General features: G+C 59.5%; 14 protein-coding genes. 7 read left to right on the top strand and 7 right to left on the bottom strand.

The window, feature by feature from the left end:
* On the top strand, positions 1–5,112 hold the full coding sequence (locus H6G07_RS16835; protein ID WP_073609420.1) for a PAS domain-containing hybrid sensor histidine kinase/response regulator: 5,112 nt from the start codon (positions 1–3) through the stop codon (positions 5,110–5,112).
* An 11-nt stretch (positions 5,113–5,123) separates the two neighbouring features.
* Here H6G07_RS16835 and H6G07_RS16830 read toward each other — a convergent pair whose 3' ends face one another.
* The 3 genes from H6G07_RS16830 to H6G07_RS16820 form a co-directional block, all read right to left on the bottom strand.
* Entirely contained in the window at positions 5,124–5,990 is an 867-nt protein-coding gene (locus tag H6G07_RS16830) for a DMT family transporter (RefSeq protein WP_073609421.1), read from the bottom strand.
* A 119-nt stretch (positions 5,991–6,109) separates the two neighbouring features.
* Complete coding sequence (locus H6G07_RS16825; protein ID WP_073609422.1) at positions 6,110–6,787, bottom strand: hypothetical protein; 678 nt, start codon at positions 6,785–6,787, stop codon at positions 6,110–6,112.
* Positions 6,788–6,915: 128 nt separating this feature from the next.
* The gene (locus tag H6G07_RS16820; protein ID WP_242026844.1) at positions 6,916–7,482 is read right to left on the bottom strand and encodes a class I SAM-dependent methyltransferase; all 567 of its coding nucleotides are present in this window, start codon (positions 7,480–7,482) and stop codon (positions 6,916–6,918) included.
* 129 nt (positions 7,483–7,611) lie between these two features.
* On the opposite strand from H6G07_RS16820, the gene H6G07_RS16815 reads away from it, so the two are divergent.
* Positions 7,612–9,165 (top strand): metallophosphoesterase, encoded by a 1,554-nt coding sequence (locus H6G07_RS16815; RefSeq protein WP_073609424.1) that lies wholly within the window; start codon positions 7,612–7,614, stop codon positions 9,163–9,165.
* Positions 9,166–9,212: 47 nt separating this feature from the next.
* Here the strand turns inward: H6G07_RS16815 and cobU are convergent, their stop codons facing one another.
* Positions 9,213–9,767, bottom strand: a complete 555-nt coding sequence (gene cobU, locus H6G07_RS16810) for a bifunctional adenosylcobinamide kinase/adenosylcobinamide-phosphate guanylyltransferase (protein WP_073609425.1) — start codon at positions 9,765–9,767, stop codon at positions 9,213–9,215.
* Positions 9,764–11,134, bottom strand: a complete 1,371-nt coding sequence (locus tag H6G07_RS16805) for a serine/threonine protein kinase (RefSeq protein ID WP_073609426.1) — start codon at positions 11,132–11,134, stop codon at positions 9,764–9,766. The genes cobU and H6G07_RS16805 overlap by 4 nt, the downstream gene beginning before the upstream one ends.
* 227 nt (positions 11,135–11,361) lie before the next feature.
* Here H6G07_RS16805 and mgtE point away from each other — a divergent pair, with 227 nt between their 5' ends.
* The 5 genes from mgtE (at position 11,362) to H6G07_RS16780 (ending at position 17,182) form a co-directional block, all read left to right on the top strand.
* Complete coding sequence (gene mgtE / locus H6G07_RS16800; protein WP_073609427.1) at positions 11,362–12,759, top strand: magnesium transporter; 1,398 nt, start codon at positions 11,362–11,364, stop codon at positions 12,757–12,759.
* Positions 12,760–13,087: 328 nt separating this feature from the next.
* On the top strand, positions 13,088–13,864 hold the full coding sequence (locus tag H6G07_RS16795; protein ID WP_073609515.1) for a DUF502 domain-containing protein: 777 nt from the start codon (positions 13,088–13,090) through the stop codon (positions 13,862–13,864).
* 115 nt (positions 13,865–13,979) lie between these two features.
* Positions 13,980–14,630, top strand: a complete 651-nt coding sequence (nusB, locus tag H6G07_RS16790) for a transcription antitermination factor NusB (protein WP_073609428.1) — start codon at positions 13,980–13,982, stop codon at positions 14,628–14,630.
* Positions 14,631–14,814: 184 nt separating this feature from the next.
* Complete coding sequence (gene ftsY, locus H6G07_RS16785; protein WP_073609516.1) at positions 14,815–16,470, top strand: signal recognition particle-docking protein FtsY; 1,656 nt, start codon at positions 14,815–14,817, stop codon at positions 16,468–16,470.
* Positions 16,471–16,609: 139 nt separating this feature from the next.
* Complete coding sequence (locus tag H6G07_RS16780; RefSeq protein ID WP_073609429.1) at positions 16,610–17,182, top strand: hypothetical protein; 573 nt, start codon at positions 16,610–16,612, stop codon at positions 17,180–17,182.
* A 126-nt stretch (positions 17,183–17,308) separates the two neighbouring features.
* Here the strand turns inward: H6G07_RS16780 and argZ are convergent, their stop codons facing one another.
* Together argZ and H6G07_RS16770 are read right to left on the bottom strand one after the other, a co-directional pair.
* A complete protein-coding gene (gene argZ / locus H6G07_RS16775) occupies positions 17,309–19,417 on the bottom strand; it encodes a bifunctional arginine dihydrolase/ornithine cyclodeaminase (RefSeq protein WP_073609430.1) in 2,109 nt (702 codons plus the stop codon).
* A 173-nt stretch (positions 19,418–19,590) separates the two neighbouring features.
* Entirely contained in the window at positions 19,591–19,965 is a 375-nt protein-coding gene (locus tag H6G07_RS16770) for a hypothetical protein (protein ID WP_073609431.1), read from the bottom strand.
* Positions 19,966–20,183 lie beyond the last annotated feature (218 nt).

Genomic DNA, 20,183 nt, shown 5'->3' with positions numbered 1-20,183 from the left:
ATGAGTCTGCTCACGCTGTTCTGCTGTGCCGATGTACCTGCCCCGGTGCCCGCCCTGCTCGCCGCCGAGTTTCCCGACTGTCGCGTGGCGGTGGCAGACGACCTAGACCCGCTGAGCGCCGACGCGGTGGCAGTGGCGATCGCCCCCCCTAGCTGGCTGGCCTCTGGGGAGCAGCGGTCGTTTTGCGATCGCTTTCCCCATGCGCTGGTGGTGGTGCTCGACCCGGCGCTGCCCCTGGCCACCCGACCCAGCCCCGATGGCCCTGAGCTGATCTATCGTCGATTGCCCTACCCTGGCACCGATGCCGAGCTGGTGTTTACGGTGGCCGCCGCCCTAACGCACTACCGCCAGGGACAGCAGATCAAAGTGAGCAATGTCGCCCTAGACGACGCTCACCGACAGCTCGATGTGCTGCAAAGACGCATGTCGGCGCTGATGGTGCAGCTCGATTGGGGCATGGCCAGCGCCAGCGATCGCGCCCAGACCGAGCGGGCCTTGCACCGCAGTCGCAGCAACCTGGCCGAGGCCCAGCGCATTGCCCAGTTGGGTAGCTGGGAGTTTGATCTGGCCAGCCAAACCATCACCTGGTCGGCGGAGCTGTTTCGCATCTATGGGCTTGACCCGGCCCAGCCCGCGCCCGACTACGGACAGTGGCGACAGATGATTCCCCCGGCGGATTGGCTGCCCCTGGAGGCGGCCATCGAGCAGGCGATCGCCCTGGGCACCCCCTACGAGGTTGAGCACCGCATGGTGCGCCCCGATGGCTCGGTGCGCTACCTGTTGGGCCGGGGCGAGGCCGTTTATAACGACCAGGGCCAAGTGGTGGAGCTGCGGGGCACCGGCCAAGACCGCACCGAAGCCAGGCTAGCGGAGCTAGTGCTGCGGCAGAGCGAGGCTAAGAGCCAAGCAATTTTGTCAGCGGTGCCCGACTTGATGGTGGTGGTCAACGCCCAGGGCCAGTACCTTGACTTTGCCATCAACGGCTTTACCGGTGACCTGCTGCCCCTGGTGATCAAAGACCCAGTGGGGGCGAACGTCACTAACCTGCTGCCTGCTGCGGTGGCGCACCAGTGGCAAACCGCGATCGCCCGCACCCTGGCCACGGGCATTCCCCAGTTTTTTGAGCAGCAGCTGAGCTTTGGCGATCGCATTCAGTACGAGGTGGTGCGCATGGTGCCCTACCAGGCCGATCAGGTGCTGGTGCTGGTGCGCGACATCAGCGATCGCAAGGTCATTGAGATCGAAATGCGCCGCAACCGCGACCTGCGGGAGGCGATTTTTAACGAATCGACCGATGCCCTGTTTATTGTCGATCTCAAGACCGATCTGATTCTCGACTGCAACCAGCGGGCGGTGGCTCTGTTTGAGGCCGACAGCGGCGATCGCCTCTGCCAGCGGCGGGGCAACCACCTCCAAAGCCAGCCGTTTAGCGAGACCGAGATTGAATCAGCCCGCCAGGAAATGGCCGAGCGCGGCTTTTGGAGCACCGAAGTAGAGTACTTGACCCTCAAAGGGCAGCGATTTTGGGGCAACCTGGCCGCCAAGCCCATCTCGGTGGCCGACGCCCCTATGCTGCTGGTGCGGGTGACCGATATTACCGAGCGCAAGCGCACTGAGCTGGCCCTAGAGCAAGCCGAAGAGCGCTACCGCCGCGCTACCCAGGCCGCCAGAGCCGGGGTGTGGGAACTCCACCTCGCCACCTACACAGGCTACCTCGACCCTACGATCAAAGCCCTGGTGGGGTATCGACCCGAGGCCATTGACGACAACCTAGACCAGTGGCTCGGCCTGATTCACGCCGAGGATCGAAACCCGCTGGAGGCGGCGATTCAAGCATATCTGCGGGGCGAAACAGCAGAATTTGTCGTTGAGTACCGCATGCTGCACCGCGACGGATCGGTGATCTGGGTGCTGTCGCGGGGCCAGCTGCGCCGCAACGCCCAGGGCCAGCCCGAGACCTTTTTTGGCACCACCACCGACATCACTCCCCTCAAGCAGGTCGAGCTGGCCCTCAAACAGCTCAACGAAGAGCTAGAGCAGCGAGTGCAGCAGCGCACCCAGGCTCTACAAACCCTGGCCGCCGTGGTCGAAAACAGCACCGACTTGATCGGCACGGCGAGCCTAGACGGGGTGGCGCTCTACCTCAACCGAGCCGGTCAGCGCCTGATGGGGCTAGAGGACGCACCCATTGCCGGTCGCTCGATCAAAGGCCTTTTGAGCGCCGCTACCCTGCCTCAGTTTGAGCAGGAGGCGCTGCCCACCCTGATGGCCGAGGGGGTGTGGCAGGGAGAGTCTACCTTTTGCCATGCCCAGACGGGGGCGGCGATCGCCGTCGAGCAGGTGATGTTTTTGGTCAAAGATCCCGATACCCGTACCCCCTTGAGCATGGCTACTATTTGTCGCGATATTCGCGATCGCAAACGCAGCGAAGCCGAACATAGGCTGGCTGAATTGGCCGTTCAGGCCAGCGAAAAACGGTTTCGGGCCACCTTTGAGCAGGCCGCCGTAGGTATGGTGCAAGTCGATCTAGAGGGCCGCTTTGTCGAGGTCAACCAGACATTCTGCGATCTGGTGGGCTACTCGCCCGCCGAGCTGGGTTCTAAGTCCTATGTTGACATTACCCATCCTGCCGATCTACAGGAGGATTTTGCCCATGTGAAGCGACTGCTCGCTGGAGATGCCACCAGCTTCACCATGGAAAAGCGCTACCTGTGCCGCGATCGCACCGTCGTCTGGGTCAACTTGGCTGTGGCGCTGGTACGCGACGGGGCGGGTCAGCCCCAGTATTTTATTGGCGTTATCAACGACCTGACCCAGCGCAAAAGGGCAGAGCTGGCCCTGCGCGAAAGCCAGCAGTTTAACCAGCGCATCACCGAAAGCACCCCCTACATCATCTATATCTACGATCTAGAGGCCCACACCAATCTCTACGCCAACCGCGAGCTGACTCACATTCTGGGCTACCCCCTAGACTACATTCAGACCCTGGGCAAAGATCTGCTGGCCACCCTGGTGCATCCCAGCGATTTTGGCAAGTTTGAAGGACTGTTTGACCGAGTGAGGGCCGCCGCCGCCGACGAGGTGGTGGAGATGGAGTATCGCATGCGCCACGCCGACGGCAGCTGGCGCTGGCTGTACGACCGCGTCGCTGTATTCAAGCGCAATGATCAGGGCCGGGCGGTGCAGAGCATTGGCATTGGGCAAGACATTACCGATCGCAAGCAGGCTGAGCTGGCTCTGCAAGAGTCTCGCAATATGCTCAAGCTGGTGCTCGACACCATTCCCCAGCGGGTGTTTTGGAAAGACCGAGAGTCGCGGTTTTTGGGCTGTAACCCAGCCTTTGCGGACGACTATCACCTTACCTCGGAGCAGGTGATCGGCAAAACCGATTTAGACCTGCCCTGGGCGCTCTACGCCGATGGCTACCGCGCCGATGATGCCGCAGTAATGGCCACTCAAACCCCCAAGCTGGGCTACGAAGAGCTGACCCAAAACGCTGACGGCGACCTGGTGTGGCTTCGCACCAGCAAAATTCCCCTGACTAACACCCAAGGTCAGGTGATCGGCGTGCTGGGCTGCTACGAAGATATCACCGCCCGCAAACAGGTGGAAGCGTCGCTGTTGCGGCTCAACCAGGAGCTGGAGCAGCGCGTGCAGGAGCGCACCCGAGCGCTAGAACAGGCGGTCGCGATCTCGGAGGCAGCCAACCAGGCCAAGAGCACCTTTTTGGCCACCATGAGCCACGAGCTGCGCACCCCCCTCAACGCCATTTTGGGTTTCGCTCAGCTGATGGCCCGCGACGCCACCCTCAGCGACGACCACGGTCAGGCCCTCAGCATTATTAACCGCAGCGGCGAGCACCTGCTGATGCTGATCAACGACATTTTAGAAATGGCCAAAATCGAGGCGGGCCAGGTCAGCCTCAACGCCGTCCGTTTCGATCTCCACGCCTTACTCAAGTCCCTGGGCGATATGCTCTACCTGCGAGCCCAAGACAAAGGGCTGGAGCTAGTCTTAGACTGCCATCCGACCCTGCCTCGCCACCTGGTTACCGACGAACCCAAACTGCGCCAGGTGTTGATCAACCTGCTGGGCAATGCCATTAAATTTACCCCGGCTGGTCAGGTCACGCTGCGAGTCACTCCGGCCCCCCTGACCCCGGCCTCCCCGTCCGATGCCCTACTGGCGGTGACCTTTGCCGTCGTCGATACGGGCATTGGCATTACCGCTGCCGATCGCGATTGCCTGTTTGAGCCGTTTGTGCAGGTGGGACAGGGGGCAGGCACTGGTCTCGGCCTCTCGATTAGCCGTCAGTTTGTGCAGATGTTGGGTGGCGATATTGTAGTCGAAAGCCAGCTCGGCCAAGGATCTACCTTTGCCTTTACCCTGACCATGCGGGTGGCTGACGGGGTAGATGGTGAAACGCCGTCACCGACCAGTCCCGTCACTGGCTTGGCGACCGGGCAGCCCAGCTACCGGATTTTGGTAGTCGACGACGATGGCACGCACCGGCATCTGCTGGGCGAACTCTTGCGGGCGGTGGGCTTTGAGGTGCGTGAGGCCGACAATGGCCAGGCGGCCCTCGACCTCTGGCAGCAATGGCGACCCCAGCTAATCTGGCTCGACATGCGCATGCCCACCCTCAGCGGCCCCGAGACCGCCCGTGCCCTGCGCAGCCAGGAGCAGGGCACGGGCACAGCTCCCACCAAAATTATTGCCCTTACCGCCAACGCCTTTGAAGACGATCGCGCCCGCGCCCTGGCAGCAGGCTGTGATGACTTTGTGCGCAAGCCCTTTCAGTTCGACCAGGTGCTAACCAAGCTGACCGAGCATCTGGGGGTCGAGTATAGCTATGGCCCGGCCTTCGCCCCGCCGGGCAATGCGGTGGGGCTGTCCGCAGCAGCAGCGATCGCCCAGCTACGCGCCCTGCCGCTGCCGCTGCTGACCCAGCTCCAACAGGCCACGGTTCAACTCGACGGCGACCGGCTCACCCAGCTGCTAACCCAGATTCCCCCCGATCAAACAGCCCTGATCGATTGGCTGAGCTGGCAGATTGACGAGTTTGCCTTCGACATTCTGTACGCGCGGCTAGAAGAGGCCCGGCGGCAATAGTGCCCAGCCGCCTAGCGGTTGGTGATCACCACGCCAACGATCACTAGGCTGCCCCCCAGCAGCAGCGATGAGGTAGGGGTTTCTTGCAGCAAGAGGGCGGCCAGGGCGATCGCAAACACCGGCACCAAGTTGATAAACACCCCGGCTCGGGCCGGGCCGAGCTGTCGCACGCCGTCGTAGTACCAGGTAAACCCCACCGCCGAGCCGAGCAGGCCCAAATACAGCAGGCTGCCCCAGGTGGTGGGAGAAGCCGTGGCGATCGCGTCCCCCAGCCCCTCCGCCAGCGCTGGCCCCAGCAGCAGCAGTGCCCCAACCCCGCAGGCGTAGGTGGTCGCCGCCAAGGGCGAAAGGTCTTGCATTACGGTTTTGCCCAGCAGGCTGTAGCCCATCCAGCTCACCACGCAGCCCAGCATAAACAGTTCACCGATGCCCACATCTCCCCGCAGCAGCCGAATTGGATCGCCGTCGCTAATCACCACCGCTGCCCCCAGCAGCGAGAGGCCAATGCCCAAGAACTTGGTGCGGCTGAGCGGATCTTTGAAGAAAAGGGTGGCTCCGAGGGCGATCGCCACTGGATTGAGCGCAATAATCAGCGCCGCTCGCCCCGCCTCGACGGTTTTGAGCCCCGAGAAGAAAAACACGTTGTAGGCAAAGATGCCCGTCAGGCCCAGTAGCGCGATCGGCAGCCGGAGCTTTCGGGGCGGTTTAGCGAGGCGGCCCTCAGTAGTGTAGGTGAGCAGCAGGAGGGCGAGGGAGGCGATCGCAAAACGACAGAAGGCCGCCGCAAAGGCCCCCATATCCTGCACTACCAGCCGCCCGGCAATAAAGGTGCCGCCCCAGAGCACCATGGTGGCCAAAAGCTTGAGATAAATGATCAATCGGTGGCCCTCGCTTGGGTCGCTAGCAGCAGAAAAACGTTTAATTAGCAGCGGCGGTGCGTTGGCTGAGCGCAGGGTTGCACAGCTTTGCTCGAAGTATTGACCCGCAGCCCAGCCGCCTACAGGCGATCGCCCTCAAGCTGATGTTTAAGTGAGTCGCCAGCGGCGGCGATCGCCGTTTTCATATGGCGATTGGTGTTTTTGGCCACAACTTGGGTAATGCGATCGGCTTGCTCAGGGGTTGTCCCTAACTGTACCAAGCGTGCCTGGAGCGCACTGTTAAACGCTCCAGCCAAAGCCGATTGTTGAAAATGCAGAGTAGCGAGGCGAGCCTCTTGATCCGTGAGCTCAAAGATGCCCAGCGCCTTGACGGGGAGAGTGATCGTCCTAGCCTGGGGGGTGCTGTCTTTAGCAATCAGCCACTGCTCAATTTTGGGGTGCTGTTTGACGAATTCTCGCAAACTTTCCAGATAGGCCGCCTGACTCATGAGGGCCACCGCCTGGGCCAGGGTCGGCTCTTTTTTTGCAGTCTCGCCATAGACCCTGAGTAGCCCAGTACTGATCGAAACAAACGGTAGCGTTGCGCCGATCAGCTTGCCCAGGGGCGCATTGATCGCCGCCAGTAGCGAGTCAAGCTGGCTGACCAAAGCAGCGACTCGCCCCAGGTTAGGATTGTCTTCCTTCAGCGCCTCGGCCAGGCCCAGCACGGCATCGGCGGCATCGGCCACCCGATCAACGCTCTCCAGCGCAGCCAGATCGGGGTCGGTGGTGAGAAAGTTCCAGAGGCGGGTGGCCATAGCGGGCAGAATCTTCTAGGGGATAGCTTCGGGCGGGGGCGGTTGAAAATGGTCTGGGTGTGCCTATTAGCCTAACGGCACCTACGGCGAATAGATAGTGCCTAGGGCGAGGCAGACCCCTGCGATCGCTAATCCTTAACCGCAACACCCCGATAAAAATATCCGGCGAACTTAGGCACCTTTTGGGCATAGGCCGCTTTTAGCTCCACCTGGTCAAACTGCTGCTCGATTAGCTGACCCATGTCGCGGTCAAAGTGACAGCCTCCGGCGATGCGCTTTTGCAGCGGCGTCAGGCGATGCTGCCAGACTTGCACCGAGGGTTCATCGCTGAGGCCGTGCTCGACAAAAAAGAACCGCCCCCCGGGCCGCAGCACCCGATAGATCTCGGCCAGCGCTTGCTCAATGTTGGGAATGCTGCACAGGGTGAAGGTGCTGACGACGCTGTCGAAGCTGTGGTCGGCCATGGGCAGGGCTTCGCCGCTGAGCATGCGATGGTCTACCGTGATAGGTGAGGCATCAATGCGCTGTTGGGCCAGGCGATGCACCCCTGGGTTGGGGTCTACGGTGACGATCTGGCGTACCGGGTCGGGATAGTATGGCAAATTTAACCCCGTGCCAAAGCCAATTTCGAGCACGTCGCCGCTCACATCGGCCAAGACCTCTCGCCGATAGGAACCCAGGATAGAATCGGCCATGGAAAGCTCAATCAGGTAAGGCAGAATTCTGTCGTTATAAAGTCCCATAGTGGCTGCGTTTCGCTGGTCTAGCGAAATTTAGGCTACGGGGTTATTCTACACATCGCCCACCCACCGCACCAAAGCGCTATGTCTTCAAAACTGGTCACTGAGCCTTCCATCGAAACCAAAATTGAACGGATGCAGCAGCGGGTGCGGTGGCAGCACCGCCAGATCGTCGAGCGAGGCATTGACCAAACCAGCCTGGTGATCGACGAGCCGGGCGCAGCGGATGATGGGTTCTCATTTTTGGTGGTGGGCGATAGCGGCACCGGGCGGCACCGCAGCAGCAGCCCCCAGCGGCAGGTGGCTGAGCAGCTGTTGAAACACATCGACTCAGCCCGGTTTACCCTGCACACCGGCGATGTGGTCTACCTGGTAGGGTCGCGCGATCAGTATCGATCCAACTTCATCAAGCCCTACCAGGAGTGGCTGGTGGGAGGCGACGACTACCGACACATCGCCTACGATCGCATGGTCTTTAGGCACCCAATTTTGCCGGTGCTGGGCAACCACGACTACTACGACCTGATTCCCCTGGTGGGTCTGCTGTCGGGCATTAGCGGGCCGCTGCGCTATGCTCTGCGCTCTTACCTCGATCTCGATGTGAGCTGGCGCGGGTCTCACAAGGGAGATGCCTATGCCAAAGCCTTCTTAGACTACCTAAAGGTGGTGCCCGAGGCTGAGCTGGGTATGCATTTAGATGCCCACTACAGCAGCAAGCTCGACGACGCGCGGGCGCTGACCTACCGCCCAGGCGAGTTTACCCGGTTGCCCAACCGCTACTACACCTTTCGCTACGGCGGCATCGACTTCTTTGCCCTTGACTCCAACACCTTTAACCAGCCGCTGCCGATCGCCAATGGCGAAGCCGGTCGTCAGGAATTGCAGCAGCAGTGCCAGCGGCTAGAGGTGAAAAAAGCCGACCTGCTGCGCCAGGCGGGCATGAAGGTGTTTACCCCCAGCGATGAGGACGAGCAGGAAGAAATCACCGAGCGCATCGAAGCCATTGATGAGCAGATCAACGACATCACTAAGCAGCTCAACAGCTCTCGCCTGCAAACGGTGGATACGGCCCAGCTCTACTGGCTGCGCGATCGCCTGATTGCCTCCTGGCAAAACCCAGAGGTGCGCGGGCGGGTGCTGTTCTTTCACCACCCGCCCTACGTCACCGAAGCCACTAAGTGGGATCAGGGGCAGACCCTGGCGGTGCGGCATCATCTCCGTCAGGTGCTCGATGCCGTCGTGGCCGAAGTGGCCGATATTTCCCAAGATCGCCCCTTAGTTGATCTGGTGCTCAACGGCCATGCCCACTGCCTCGACTACGTGCGCACCGGCGACACTGGCCACGGCGATGCCAATATTCCCTGGGTGATCTGCGGCGGCAGCGGCTACAGCCTGCGTCGCCAGCGCCGAGAAGGCCCCGAGCTAATAGAAGACGACAGTAGCAGCCCCCACCCCGTCGCCAAATCTCACCTCTACCTGGGCCGCACCGGCAGCCGCAGCCACCTGAAGCGCCCCTACTCCGGGCTGCGGGTCGATGTCGCCGCAGGCACCCCACCTAAGTTGACGATCACCCCCCTGGTGGCCGAGAAGTACGACGGCGATTGGACGGGGTATGAGATGGAGGGGTTTGAGGTGTAGGGGGTGATGGGGTGGGGGGTGAAAGAGTAAGTGAATCGGTCTACTCCCTACTCCCTACTCCCTAACCCCTTACCCAACGCCTTCACATCCACCGCGTATCCTGCGACGACCAAATACACCGCGCCAGCGACGGTGCCGACCTGGCGGGTCAGGCTGCCGAGGCGATCGCGAAACAGTCGCCCGATCGGGTAGGCGGGCACCACACCCCAGCCGGTTTCTTCGGAAACCAGAATCACAGTGCTAGGAGTTTGCCACAGGCTTTCGACTAGGGAATTTACAGTGGTTTGCCAGGTGGCATCGTCTTGCTCCAGCAGGTTGGCCAGCCAGGTGCCGAGGGAATCGATCAGCAGACAGTCCTGGGCGGTGGCGGAGCGGATGGCTTCGGGTAGGGCGATCGGGACTTCTTGGAGCTGCCAGTGGGCGGGGCGGCGATCGCGGTGCAAGTCGACCCGCTTTTGCCAGTCCAAATCCGCCGGATCGACGTTAGAGGTGGCGATGTAAATCACCGCTTGGCCAGAGTTGGTGGCCAACGCTTCGGCCCACTCGCTCTTGCCCGATCGCGCCGGGCCGGTAACTAGGGAAATGCGGTGGTTGGTTGTCAAGATCCGACCCTTTGGATAAACGCCTCAATTTCGTCCACCAGCCAGGCTTTTTCTGCCGCTGTTAGGGGAGTGCCAAACCGGTGCTGGTTGAGGTCGTCTAGCAGGGCGATAGTATAAGTGGGGCGATCGCCCCCGCCAGCCACCCTAGCGCCAGAGTCACCCGTTCTCACTTCTACCTTGACCAGGTCGGCGGTGTTGCCCGTCCTCTGGTGACGCCAGTTCCAGATGCGCCGGGTGAGGGAGAATCGGTGCTGGTCAATGCTCAGGCGGACGTGGGCCAGCAGAGAATTCACAGCGGCGGCAATCAGGCTAAAGCCAAAGATCCCAAAGGGGGCCAGCAGCAGCAGCACAAAGCCTTCTCCCTCTAGCATCAGCGCCACTAAAACCAGCAGCACAAACCCGTTCCAAAACAGGCTGAGCAGAGCTAGGCCAGCGGTTTTGCCCCGCAGCCCCGGCGGTGGAATAGTAACCACCAATTCGGTGGGAGATTTAAACACCTGCACCCTCGTACCCGCTGGCGGGCGCGGAGCCAGGGGATGAACCGCAGCGGCCAGTGACCTGGGGGTATTTAGCACCGCCAGCGCCACCTCAGCGGAGGTAGAGCGATCCTCCACAAGCGGGTCAAGCAGCTGCTCCAGCCAGTCGGCAAAGGCGGCAGATACCCCCACGTAGGGGCGAAAGTTGATGCGCAGCCGCTCCTGGGGCAGGTCGGCGGGCGACTGGTGGGTGAGCAAAAACAGCAGGGTTGCCCCCAAACTATAGAGATCGGTAGCGGGCACCGCCTGGCCGCGAAACTGCTCAGGAGCCATGTAGCCGTAGGTGCCGACCACCGTGCTGCCCTGGCGGAGGCTGTCGCGGTAGACCGTCTGCACCGCGCCAAAATCAACCAGGTAAATGTGGCCATCGTCGCGGCGAATGAGGTTCTGCGGCTTCAGGTCGCGGTGAATGACGGGTGGGTTGAGGCTGTGCAGGTAGGTCAGCACGTCGAGAACGGCGATCGCGATGCGCCTGGCTTCGGCTTCATCAACTCGGCCACCCGCATCGATCCAGTCGGCCAAAGAGGTGCCCTCGGCCAGGTCTTGGGCCAGATAAAACCAGCGATTATCGGCGGTATCAACCTGAAAAAAGTCGATGTATTGAGGAATAGCGGGATGATTGAGGGTCTTGAGAATGCGGGCCTCGCGCTCGAATAGCTCAATCTTTTTCCAGTCTTGCAGGCCGCGCAGGGAGAGTTCTTTGAGGGCAATCACATGCCCGCTCGCTAACACTTCAGCAGCGTAGGTGGTGCCGCTGCTGCCCTGGCCCAGGCGGCGCAAAATTCGATAGCGACCGTCGATGATGGCGCTAGTAGCCTGGGTCGGTTCCATAGCAGCGGTAAGATTTGTGGCCTGTGCTTCCCTATTATGCCTCTGACAAAATCCGGCTGAGACCAAATCCCAATGGCTGATCCGACATCTGAGTCCGCTGAATTGAGCCAGTTGTAGCCCTAAGATTTGTCTTTGCCGGAGTTAAGAGAATAATCCTGACGGTTTGACTTCTCTGCGAGCCCAGAGGCCACTAGACTAGAGGCAATGTTGTAGCTAGGGCACAGGCGTTGAGTGAAACGCAAAATACACCAAGTACCCTTGCCGTAGACCGCAGGGAGCTGCAAGAGCTAGTGCGATCGCAGCTACAAGTGCTGCTAGAGCAGGGCAATTTGCCAGGGGCCAAAGCGCTGCTGGTGCCGGTGCAGCCTGCCGATATTGCCGAAGCTATTGAAGACTTGCCCGAGGCCATGCAGGCGATCGCCTTTCGGCTCCTGGGCAAAGGTGAGGCGATCGAGGTCTACGAAAACCTCGACACCAGCGTGCAGCAGGCCCTAATTGAAGACTTCAAGCGCCAGGACGTGCTCGACATTGTCGACAAAATGTCGCCCGACGACCGAGCCAGGCTGTTCGACGAGCTGCCCGCCAAGTTTGTGCGCAGTCTGCTGTCCCAGCTCAGCCCCCAGGAGCGCGAGGCCACCGCCCAACTGCTGGGCTACGAGGCTGGTACCGCCGGGCGCATCATGACCCCCGAGTACGTCGCCCTCAAGGAAGGCTGGACGATTCTGCGCGCCCTCGACTACATCCGCAGCCGCGCCTTCGTCAGCGAAACTATCTATTACCTATTTGTCACCGATGCCGCCCGCCGCATGGTCGGCATTCTGTCGCTGCGCCACCTGGTTACCGGACAGCCTGAGCAGACCATCGGCGACTTGATGACCCGCGACGTGATCTCAGTACGCACCGACACCGACCAGGAAGAGGTGGCTCGCCTGGTGCAGCGCTACGACTTTCTGGCGGTGCCCGTGGTCGATACCGAAGAGCGACTGGTGGGCATCATCACCGTCGATGACCTGATCGATGTGATCGAAGCCGAAACTACCGAAGACATCTACGCCCTGGGCGGTGTCCAGAGCGGCGGTGATAGCTATTTTCAGTCAAACCTGTTTGACGTGGCCCGCAAGCGAGTGGTGTGGCTCTCAATTTTGCTAATCACCAATACCGTCACCACCGCCGTCATTCGCAGCCAGGAAGACATTTTGCAGCAGGTGGTAGCCCTAGCGGCCTTTATTCCCCTGCTGATTGGCAGCGGCGGCAACGTGGGGGCGCAGTCGTCTACGGTAGTGATTCGCGGCCTCAACACCCAAGAAATTAGCTCTAAACAGGCGCTCTCGGTGATTCGACGGGAGGCGATCGCCGGTACTGTGCTGGGTCTCATGCTGGGGGCGGTCGTTACCGTCTGGGCCTACGTGCTTCAGGGCAACCTACCCGTAGCCGTGACCGTAGGCATTAGCCTAGTCGCCATTTCGATTTTGGCCTCTACGGCTGGGGGGGCGTTGCCCCTGCTGTTTGACGCCCTAAAATTTGACCCGGCCCTGATGTCGGCCCCCTTCATCACTACTATTGTCGATGTACTAGGGGTGCTGCTCTACCTGACCCTGGCCCGCCACATGCTGGGGCTAGCCTAGGGATATGGAGTTCACGGGTAGGGCCATTGTGTTAGCCACGCTACTCATTTGCTTTAGGATAGAAAAACATAAACGCCAGACTTGAGTCGATCGGGCCATCTTTTGCCCGGTTCTCTATACAAATGTTTACAATATCCCTAAAGGTCATTGCAGATCAGATCAGCTGACTGCCCATACTTAAATAGGTTCGTTTCAAGCTAGCTCAGTCTATTATTCCGCCTGCTCAGCCTCAGCCGTCCCTAGCTAGTATTTTGGGATTATGGACTTAAACGGTTCGCCTGCCCTCAACAAACCTCCGCTCTCCAGCCCCGATCACCCCGAGCCCCCTGTGCTGCAAAAGATCAAGCAAGACCTCAAAAACGATCTCATTGCCGGCCTGGTGGTGGTCATTCCCCTGGCAACTACCATCTGGCTGGCGATCACCATTTCGGCCTGGGTAGTGCGGCTGCTGACTCGATTTCCCAAGCAGCTCACCCCCTTTGATGGCCTCAACCCTTTCTTGGTCGACCTGATCAACCTGCTGATTGGCCTATCGGTGCCCCTGCTGGCCATTTTGATTATTGGCCTGATGGCCCGCAACATTGCCGGTCGCTGGCTGCTAGATGTGGGCGAAAAGGTGGTGCAGTCAATTCCTCTGGCGGGGTCGGTTTACAAAACTCTGCAACAGCTGCTGCAAACTGTTTTTCAAGACTCTAGTACGCGGTTTCGGCGCGCCGTGTTGGTGGAGTATCCCCGTCGGGGTATTTGGGCCGTTGCCTTTGTCACTGGGGCCATGACGGCTACGGCTACGGCGACCCCTAAAATGCTGAGCATTTTTGTGCCCACGACCCCTAACCCTACCAGCGGCTGGTACGCCATCGTGCCTGAGAACGATGTGGTTAACCTGTCAATCTCCATCGAAGACGCCTTCAAGCTGATTCTTTCCGGCGGCATTGTGGGGCCAAATCTGGCGGCGGCAGTACCACCCGATCGCGTCGTATCCATAGCCAATGACGGTCAGACTACGGCCCCCATTGCGCTCGATCTAGGCATCTCTGAACTCACCCCCGACCTAGCCGACTATCCCCAGCAACTTTCCGTCTTGCCGGTAGACGAAGATTGCTAAGATATAGCCTGGTTCTAGCCCTAAGGTGAGGTTGGCCGTCGGTGTGCGTAAAACTTCGCCGGGTCAGGTTTGCCCTGGGAAGATCCTGCACCGCCGCTCCTGGGAGACATGACCTATGCAAGCTCGCCGTATGGCCCGCGAGTTGGCCCTACTGGGCCTCAGCCAGCTTTCTGACAAGCCCGGCAGACTAGCGCCCCCAGACTTCGAAAAACTTTTGCTGGCGGCCATTCAAACCCTGACCGCCGAAGCCAAAGACGCCCTCGAAACCGCCGCTGACGAGCTGAAGCGAGGCAACCAACACCTGGTCGATAGCGGCACCCGCGCCAGCGATGTTGAGAAGGGCCGGGCCATGGTCGAAGATGCGATCGCCCTCACCCAAACCGCCATCAATCGCTTAGCCCATGCGGTAGAACTGCCCGAGTTTATTCGCCTCAGCAACCAGTCTGAGATCGAAGCTTTTGCCCTAGAACTGCTCACCAACACTGCTAAATATCAGAGCCAGGTCGACAGCATTCTTGACGAAGCGATGGTGGCCTGGAACCTCAAGCGCCTGCCCCGCATCGATCGCGACATTCTGCGCCTGGCCGTAGTCGAAATGAACTACCTGGGTACTCCTGACCGAGTCGCCATCAACGAAGCGGTGGAACTGGCCAAACGCTACAGCGACGACGACGGCTTCCGCTTTATCAACGGCGTGTTGCGCCGAGTGGTGAGCCGAGTGGATGAGGGTGAGGTGGAAGTAGAGGCCGATAGTCCCGTGGTGTAGGGAGTGGGTGGGTAGAGGGGGGATGGGTTAAGGGAGCTAGCAGCGGGGTGAGCGGGCTGAAGCCTGGTTCCGTTCATTCTGCCGGTGGGTCTCAAGCTCTGCTCGGGTGTGGATGAACGTACCCGTGGTTCGCCCTGAGAACGATACTATTAACAACAGTAACAACGTCCAAGGTAGCTCTGATATGGCTGGGTTCAATTGGTTTCAGCGCAGTTTTGACAAGTCTGACAGCGCCGATGCTGATGCTAAACAGGCTGAGGCTAAGGCCCCAGAACCGGCTCAAGCTCCGACCCCGGCTACCCCGCAGCTCTCCTCAGAAGACTATCTGAAGTGGGCCAAGGCAGCCTACCAAAACATTCAGAAACAGCAGGCTGAAGCCAAGCCTGAAGATACCGCCGCCACACCCGCTGAAGCGACGCAAGAGACTGCCGCTACGGTGACCGAGACCGAGGTTGAGGCCGTTGAAGCGCCTGAGGCCATTGAGTCAGTCGTTGAAACTGAAGTTGCAGAACCAGCGAAAACAGTTGACGCTGAAGCAGATGCGGCCAGTTCAGAATCCTTAGAAATTGCTGAGCCTGTCGTGGAATCCGCCGTTGTCGAACCTGTTGCCGAGGCTGAAGCCACCGCTGCGGAACCGGCTGCGGGGGAACTCGAACCTGAGCCCGAACCCGAACTTGAACCCGCTGCCCCACGACCCTTCTGGGCGCAGACGGAGGAAGAGCGCCTGCAGCGTCTGGCCCAGCTAGAGGCAACGGCGATCGCAGAACCCGAGCCCGAGCCTGCCCCCGTGGCCGCCGTCACTGCACCGCTTACCCCCGTTCTGCCCGATATTGACCTCGACGAAGCCTTTCTCTGGTCGGCAGAAGTCCTCGCTGCCCAGGGTCGCCGCCCCGACGACATCTCCGCCGAAGAAATTACCTGGCTCAACAAGCTGCGCCAGGGGCTGAACAAAACCCGCCTCAGCCTGGTCAACCAGCTCAAGGCCATCGTCGGCCAGGGGCCGCTCAACGACGACGCGGTAATGGAAATCGAGGCGCTGCTGTTGCAGGCCGATGTGGGGGTCGCCGCCACTGATAAGGTGATTGCTGCTCTGCAAGCGCGGATGCGTGAGCAGGTGCTGCCGCCCGATCAGGCGATCGCCTACCTCAAATCTATTCTCCGGGATATGCTCGATGCGCCCCTGGCTGACTCCCACAACCTGGCGTTTACCCCCGAAAAGGGCAGCTTCAACATCTGGCTAATGACCGGGGTGAACGGTGCGGGCAAAACCACCACCATCGGTAAGCTGGCCCACATCGCCAAAAAATCGGGCTACAACACGCTGATTGCCGCCGCCGACACCTTCCGCGCCGCTGCCGTAGAACAGGTCAAAACCTGGGGTGCCCGCAGCGATGTGGAAGTAATTGCCAACCCAGGGCAAAACACCGACCCGGCGGCGGTGGTGTACGATGCGATCGCCGCCTCCCAGTCTCGCAACATTGAGCTGCTGCTAGTCGATACCGCCGGTCGCCTGCAAAACAAAAAGAACCTGATGGACGAGCTGGCGAAAATTCGCCGCATCGTTGACAAAAAAGCCCCCGATGCCCATGTCGAAGCGCTGCTGGTGCTCGATGCCACCCTGGGTCAAAACGGCCTGCGCCAAGCGGAAGTCTTTGCTGAAGCCGCCAACCTCAGCGGCGTGGTGCTTACCAAGCTCGACGGCACCGCCAAAGGCGGCGTTGCTCTGGCGGTGGTCGAGCAACTGGGGCTACCCATTCGCTTTATCGGTGCGGGGGAAGGCATCGAAGACCTGCGGCCTTTCTCCAGCTACGAGTTTGTCGAAGCTCTGGTGAGTGGTTGAGCTTTTCAAAATTACTTGCGATTTGTGCCTCTCTAAAAGCGGCAGGTTTGTTGGCGTCTAATCTCTGGTTTGCAGATTAATAGGCCGGTTGATGGGCAATATTGAATATAGTCGAGTAACTATTGCTCTAAGCACGCCCATGGAACCTGAACAACGATTGGACTATCTCTACAAAGAGTACGTGCGGTTAAGCCAGCAGGCAGAAGAGTATATTCAAAGCGCCTTTGAAGACCTCAAGCTGATGGGCGTGATTGGAGCCACCATCGCTCTTTGGAAACCCATCGTCGATTTTATTGTGCTGGCAAAACCGGAGTTTGATGCCAGTGGGCTGCTGTTTTTAGGCTTTCTCTGCCTGCTGCTGATCATTGCCATTATTGGATTTTGGAATCTGATTAAGCAATCTTTCATTATCTTTTTCGCAGATAATCTTCAGAGCTACGAAGAAGAAATTAGAAAAGAACTAAGCGTGACTGAAGGGTCAGGGGTTTTTGGCCTTAACCTTGAAAAAGAAGCAAAACTTCTGCAAAGCTACCGATCTACTTTTGCTGCCTTCCTTTCGGTTTTTGCCCTGGCGACGACGTTTATACCTTTCTTAATCCTGATTTCGCTTAGTGTTACCTATGCTCTGATTTATTTGGCGCTGTCATTTGTGCTGTTTGGGACATACTTTCGAGTACTTAAAAAGTCAACTCGAAGATTTCTTAAGCATTAACATTTTCCTGACAGCCTCCTAGAAATTCAGGCTGAACTGACAACTGGATTATCTGGTTTGAAAGAAACTTTTCAGCGTCCCAAACCTATTTCGGATTTAGGACGCTGATTGTATAGCCCTCTACAGCTAAGCCATAACGTGACGCTGGGTGAGCTTGTCGAGCTGCTTCACGAGCAGACTGAGGAACAGGCCTACATCGGTCACTACCCCGGTAGACTCCAGCGAACCGCGATCGGCTAGCTTTGTCACCACGGCGGGGTTGATGTCAACGCAGACCATTTTCACCCCAGCAGGGGTCATGTTGCCGACGCCGATCGCATGCAGCATCGTGGACAGCATCAGAATCAGGTCGCAGCCTTCGATTAAGCGGGCGTACTCCGCCTGGGCGGTGAGCAGATCCATTTTGGTGTCGGGCAGGGGGCCGTCGTCGCGAATGGAACCTGCCAAAGAGAAAGGCACGTCGTTCTTAACGCACTCGTAGAGCACGCCGCGAGTTAGCACGCCCTGCTCGACCGCATTGGCGATGCTGCCGCAGCGGCGAATGCTGTTGATCGCCCGCAGGTGGTGGCGGTGTCCGCCGCGCACCGAAGTGCCCTGCTTCATATCAACGCCTAGGGAGGTGCCGAGCATGGCCTGCTCAATGTCGTGGACGGCGATCGCATTGCCCCCCAGCAGCGCCTGCACATAGCCCTCGCGAATCAGCCGCCCCAGGTGGTCGCCGCCGCCGGTATGAATCACCACCGGACCAGCCACCACAGCCACTTTGCCGCCCTGGTCGCGCAGGCGGCGCAGGTCCCACGCCACCTGTTCAACAATTAGCTCCACGCGGCGCTCGCTAGAAACCCCCGAGCCCATAAAGCTAAACTCTTCGGTGACGGTGGCGGCGGCGCGGCTACGGTCCTTGGTGCTGCGCACGCTGCGAATGCCGTCGTAGCCGACAATGACCTGGTCGCCCACCGACAGGTCGCGCAGTAGCTTGCAGCTGGCCACCGGCTCTGACTCCGACACCACAATCACGCCATCCATGCGCTGGCCCTGTACCCGCACCCACTGCCCCCGCACCCGCACCTCGGTGGGGTAAATGGTGGAGCTGTAGAAGTCGTCTGGGGCGACCCCGGCCTGGGTAATGGTCACCAGGTGAGCATCCTGCTGTTCTTCGGGCAGAGCTACCGCGCCCAGGTCGATCAGCTGGGCCATGATCTCGTCCATCACCTCGCGATCGGGGGCCGAGACGCGAATTTCGGCCGATGAAGTGCTTTGGCGCTGCTCGCCCAGGTCAAAATTCAGCACCTGGAAGCTGCCGCCGCCCTCCATCACCAAATCCAGCGCCCGGCTGACCAGGCCCGAGTCGAGCAGGTGGCCGGTCATGGTGACGGTGCGAGCAATGATTCCTTTTTCTCCGGCAGGTTCGGGGTGTAGGGGTTCAGTCACCCGCAGGGTGAGGCACTTAGCGGCACCCCCAGCCTTGAGAAACTCAGTCAGCGGCGTTTCTACCACCTCAAAGCCCGCGTCGGCCAGGCGCGCCTTTAGCTCATCGCTGGCCTTGTTCATAATCACGGTGCGATCGATATTCACCGAGTTGCAGGCGAAATTGATGGCGTCGGGCTCATCGATGGCGATGCGCTTTTCGGGGGGCACCCGCAGCTCAATCAGCCGGTTCGAGTAGGCGTCAAAGGCGGGGGGGTAGTAGAGCAGATAGCCGCCGGTCAGCGGGCAAAAGCAGGTATCCAAATGGTAAAAACGCTCATCCATCAGGTGCAGCGACAGCACTTCGATGTTGAGCCACTCGGCCACCAGCCCGTGGGAGTCTAGCTCGGTGCGAAAGCCGTAGCCCGCCCACAGCCAGCGCCCTTCGCGATCGAGCAGGGCGTCGCCTGCGCCTTCAAAGGGTAGCTCGGGGGGCAGGGTAAACACCTGGTGGCCCTGGGCCTCAAACCATTCCTTAAAGAAGGGCTCTTCGCCCTGACGCTCGGGGTGCAGAAAGCGACTGAGCACCACCTGGCTACCTAGGATCAACCCGGCATTGGCGGTAAACACCATGTCGGGCCAGCCCTGCTGGGGCTTGACCAAGTCGACATCGGCGCGATCGCTAATAATTTGGTAAAGGCTTTGCCACTGCTCTTGGGCGGTCTCTAAAGACGAGCGGTGAATGTTGCCCTCCATCCAAGGGTTGATGACGTAATCCACCTCGTAGTGGTGAGGGGCGCACATGAGAAAGCGAATGGAGGATGTCATAGGAATGTGCCGACGTGAAGAGAATCAAACCAAACAAACGAACTGGGCAACAAAGACCACACCAGGAGATGCTTAAACTAAACAGCGCTGGGGGCCAACATAATATTTTAGCCCTCAGCGCAGTCAGTATATTTGGTTGTCATGAGTCCCTGTGTATTAGGGCAACCGGTAGCCTATTTTTGCTCTAAGGGAAGGTCAGTGAAGAAGTGGGCACCTGTCAAGCGATTGCTAGTCATGATCGCGCTAGTCAGACTGCCGTGACGCAGCCGACGGGCAGTGGCGAGCTGAGGGTTGCTACTTAGGGGCTGCTCTTCAAAGCCATAGCTGGGTGCAGCAGCCCCGCTGACGGAGACGGGGACTAGCGATGGGCCTGTCACTAAGTCAGCGGCCTCAGCCTGATTGCCCGAGGAGTCAAACCCAACGGCTAGCATAAAGGCCGCTAGACCGATCACCAAGGCTAGGCGAATATCAACAATTTGCAGCACCCAAAAGGCTGCATTTTGAACATAGGCCCAAAGGGTGGGAGATGACTTAGTGTCGTTAAACAAGGTTAAGCTCCTCGAAATGCCAGTGACCGGTGTAAGGATTCGCCAAGACCGGTATACCGACGCATTGACTAACCTTTCAGGGCTTCTACTGAGGCATCCGGTGCGTTTCGTGGACTACTCAATAGTTTTGCTTAAGTATTGTTATACACATAATGTCACTAAGTCACAAGTTGTTGCGATCGCCCCAAAACTGCGGCAAAGAGTTTCGATCATGCTCA

The sequence above is a fragment of the Phormidium tenue FACHB-1052 genome (assembly GCF_014696675.1).
In the GTDB taxonomy this organism is placed as follows: Bacteria; Cyanobacteriota; Cyanobacteriia; order Phormidesmidales; family Phormidesmidaceae; genus Nodosilinea; species Nodosilinea tenuis_A.
Note: the sequence above shows the minus strand (reverse complement) of the source record. Positions and strands in the feature narration are given on the sequence as shown.

What these genes read in the sequence shown, in the direction of transcription:
- H6G07_RS16820 (WP_242026844.1), bottom strand. Translation starts at nt 7,482, where the DNA reads ATGGCCGATTCTATCCTGGGTTCCTATCGGCGAGAGGTCTTGGCCGAT.
- H6G07_RS16780 (WP_073609429.1), top strand. Translation starts at nt 16,610, where the DNA reads ATGGAACCTGAACAACGATTGGACTATCTCTACAAAGAGTACGTGCGG.
- H6G07_RS16825 (WP_073609422.1), bottom strand. Translation starts at nt 6,787, where the DNA reads ATGGCCACCCGCCTCTGGAACTTTCTCACCACCGACCCCGATCTGGCT.
- nusB (WP_073609428.1), top strand. Translation starts at nt 13,980, where the DNA reads ATGCAAGCTCGCCGTATGGCCCGCGAGTTGGCCCTACTGGGCCTCAGC.
- ftsY (WP_073609516.1), top strand. Translation starts at nt 14,815, where the DNA reads ATGGCTGGGTTCAATTGGTTTCAGCGCAGTTTTGACAAGTCTGACAGC.
- H6G07_RS16815 (WP_073609424.1), top strand. Translation starts at nt 7,612, where the DNA reads ATGTCTTCAAAACTGGTCACTGAGCCTTCCATCGAAACCAAAATTGAA.
- argZ (WP_073609430.1), bottom strand. Translation starts at nt 19,417, where the DNA reads ATGACATCCTCCATTCGCTTTCTCATGTGCGCCCCTCACCACTACGAG.
- H6G07_RS16835 (WP_073609420.1), top strand. Translation starts at nt 1, where the DNA reads ATGAGTCTGCTCACGCTGTTCTGCTGTGCCGATGTACCTGCCCCGGTG.
- H6G07_RS16805 (WP_073609426.1), bottom strand. Translation starts at nt 11,134, where the DNA reads ATGGAACCGACCCAGGCTACTAGCGCCATCATCGACGGTCGCTATCGA.